The 2,303-nt window shown below is 65.9% G+C and carries 2 protein-coding genes; both read left to right on the forward strand.

Features of this window, described 5'->3' with window-relative positions; translation table 11 throughout:
• Positions 1-15: 15 nt before the first annotated feature.
• A complete protein-coding gene (locus HNQ07_RS23725) occupies positions 16-1,038 on the forward strand; it encodes a PQQ-dependent sugar dehydrogenase (RefSeq protein ID WP_260323292.1) in 1,023 nt (340 codons plus the stop codon).
• 170 nt (positions 1,039-1,208) lie between these two features.
• The gene (locus HNQ07_RS23730; RefSeq protein WP_229832337.1) at positions 1,209-2,285 is read left to right on the forward strand and encodes a type III polyketide synthase; all 1,077 of its coding nucleotides are present in this window, start codon (positions 1,209-1,211) and stop codon (positions 2,283-2,285) included.
• The last annotated feature ends 18 nt before the right edge of the window (positions 2,286-2,303 follow it).

Here is a 2,303-nt window from a genome sequence, read left to right on the forward strand (position 1 = left end):
GCCCCCAACCTCGGCCTGACCGTCCCCGCCGGCTTTCACGTCGCCGTGTACGCCTCAGGCTTCAGCAAGCCCCGGCTGATGGCCCTGGCACCCAACGGCGACCTCTTTGTGAGCGACGAGAAGACCGGCAACGTCAGCGTTCTGGCAGACCGCGACGGCAATGGAATGCCAGAGAGCCGGCAGGTCTACGTGGGCGGCCTGAACATCCCGCATGGGCTGGCCTTCCACGATGGCTTTTTGTACGTGGCAACGACGGACGCCGTGCTGCGCTACCCGTACCAGCCGGGCGACCTCACCCCCCGCGGCGCCCCGGAGACGGTGGTGACCTTACCGGGTGGGGGCCGCCACTACTCGCGCACGGTGGTCTTCGGCCCGGACGGGAAGATGTACGTCGCGGCGGGCAGCACCTGCAATGTCTGCGAGGAAAGCGACCCCAAGCGGGCCGCCGTATGGACCTACGGCGCGGACGGGAAGAATGGCCGACCATACGCCACCGGGCTACGCAATGCCGTGGGCCTGGCGTGGGTGGGTGACACCTTCTACGCCACGGCCAATGGACGCGACCTGGCCGGCAACGATGTGCCGCCCGAGGCCTTTTTTGTCCTGAAGGACGGAGCGAACTACGGCTGGCCGTACTGCTACCCGCTGGCCGTTGGGGCGAAACAGGTCTGGGATAAGGACTTCGGGAAGAAGGATCAGGCGTACTGCGATCAGGCCCAGCCCGCCTTTGCCGTGACGACCGCCCACGCCGCACCGTTGGGACTGGCGGCGTACACCGGCACGATGTTCCCGCAGGACTACCGGGGTGACCTACTGGTAGCCCTACACGGCTCCTGGAACCGCGAACCGAAATCGGGGTACAAGGTCGTGGCGATCGATCCGCGCAGCGGCACGGTCACGGATTTCATCACGGGCTTCCAGGCGGGACTGACCACCACCGCCCGGCCGGTCGCCGTGCTGGTGCTGGGGGATGGCTCGGTGCTGGTGACAGACGACGGCAATGGGTTCATTTACCGCGTGACCTACGGCGGCAGTTGAGGTCGATGTAGAAGTGCAGGCCGTGCCGGTTCGCCGCCTAGAACCGAGCCGTTCGCCACATGTGAACAAGCCCGCAAGGCCATCGTCAGGTTCGAACACTACTGTGGCCTGTGCCCGTCTATCTCCATGCGGTTCAGACCGCAGTGCCCACCACGGCTTATTCCCAAGACGTGATCCGGGACATCATCCGCAGCCAGCCGGAACTCGACCGCCTGGCCCAGCGTCTGACCACCAGCGTCTTCAACGCGTCCGGCATCGACCAGCGGCACAGTGTGGTGACGGAGTTCCAGGCGGACCCCGACGCCAGCCCGGGCCTGTTCTTTGACCCTTCGACTGGACGCCTGCTCACGCCCAGCACGGGAGCCCGCAACGAGTACTACATCGTCCACGCGACGGAACTGTTCGTGCGCGCGGCTGGAGCGGCACTGGCCGCGTGTCCAGGACTGACCGCCGACGACATCACCCATGTGGTCACGGTGTCCTGCACAGGCTTCTACGCCCCTGGTCCGGAGTACGCGATCGTGCGGGCCCTGGGGCTGCGGCCGAATGTCTCCCGGTTCCATGTCGGCTTCATGGGTTGCTACGCGGCGTTCCCGGCACTGAAGATGGCCAAGGCCTTCTGCGAGGCCGACCCGAGCGCCGTGGTGCTCGTGGTCTGCGCAGAACTGTGCACCATCCACATGCACTCGGCACGTGATGCAGACACCCTGATCGCGAACTCGGTGTTCGCGGATGGAGCGGCGGCGGCCGTGGTCAGTGCCCGAACACCGGCTGTGTCAGCGCCTGTTCTGCGTCTGGATCACTTCGAGACGACCCTCACGCCCGCTGGGGTGGGCGAAGCCGACATGGCGTGGACGATCGGCGACCAGGGCTATGACATGGTGCTGAGCACCTACGTTCCCGCCATCATTGAAGCGCACATCGGAGACGCGCTCGCACCTCTCTTTGCCCATGAGCCTGCCCTGGGAGACGACCCTCTGAACGGCATAGCGCAGTGGGCGATTCATCCTGGGGGCCGCTCGATTCTGGACAAGGTGCAGGCGAGCCTCGGGCTGAGTGACGAGCAGCTCCACCCATCGCGCGAAATCCTGCGTCAGTACGGCAACATGAGCAGCGCGACCGTGCTGTTCATCCTGGCGGACCTGCTCCGCGACGCGGGCAGTGGCGATCGCGTGTGCGCGATGGCCTTTGGCCCTGGGCTGACCGTGGAATCTGGTCTGATGACCAAACTCACCGGACTGGCGTGAGGGTGATCGACCTGTCCC

Origin of the sequence: Deinococcus metalli, assembly GCF_014201805.1 — a bacterium.
In the GTDB taxonomy this organism is placed as follows: Bacteria; Deinococcota; Deinococci; order Deinococcales; family Deinococcaceae; genus Deinococcus; species Deinococcus metalli.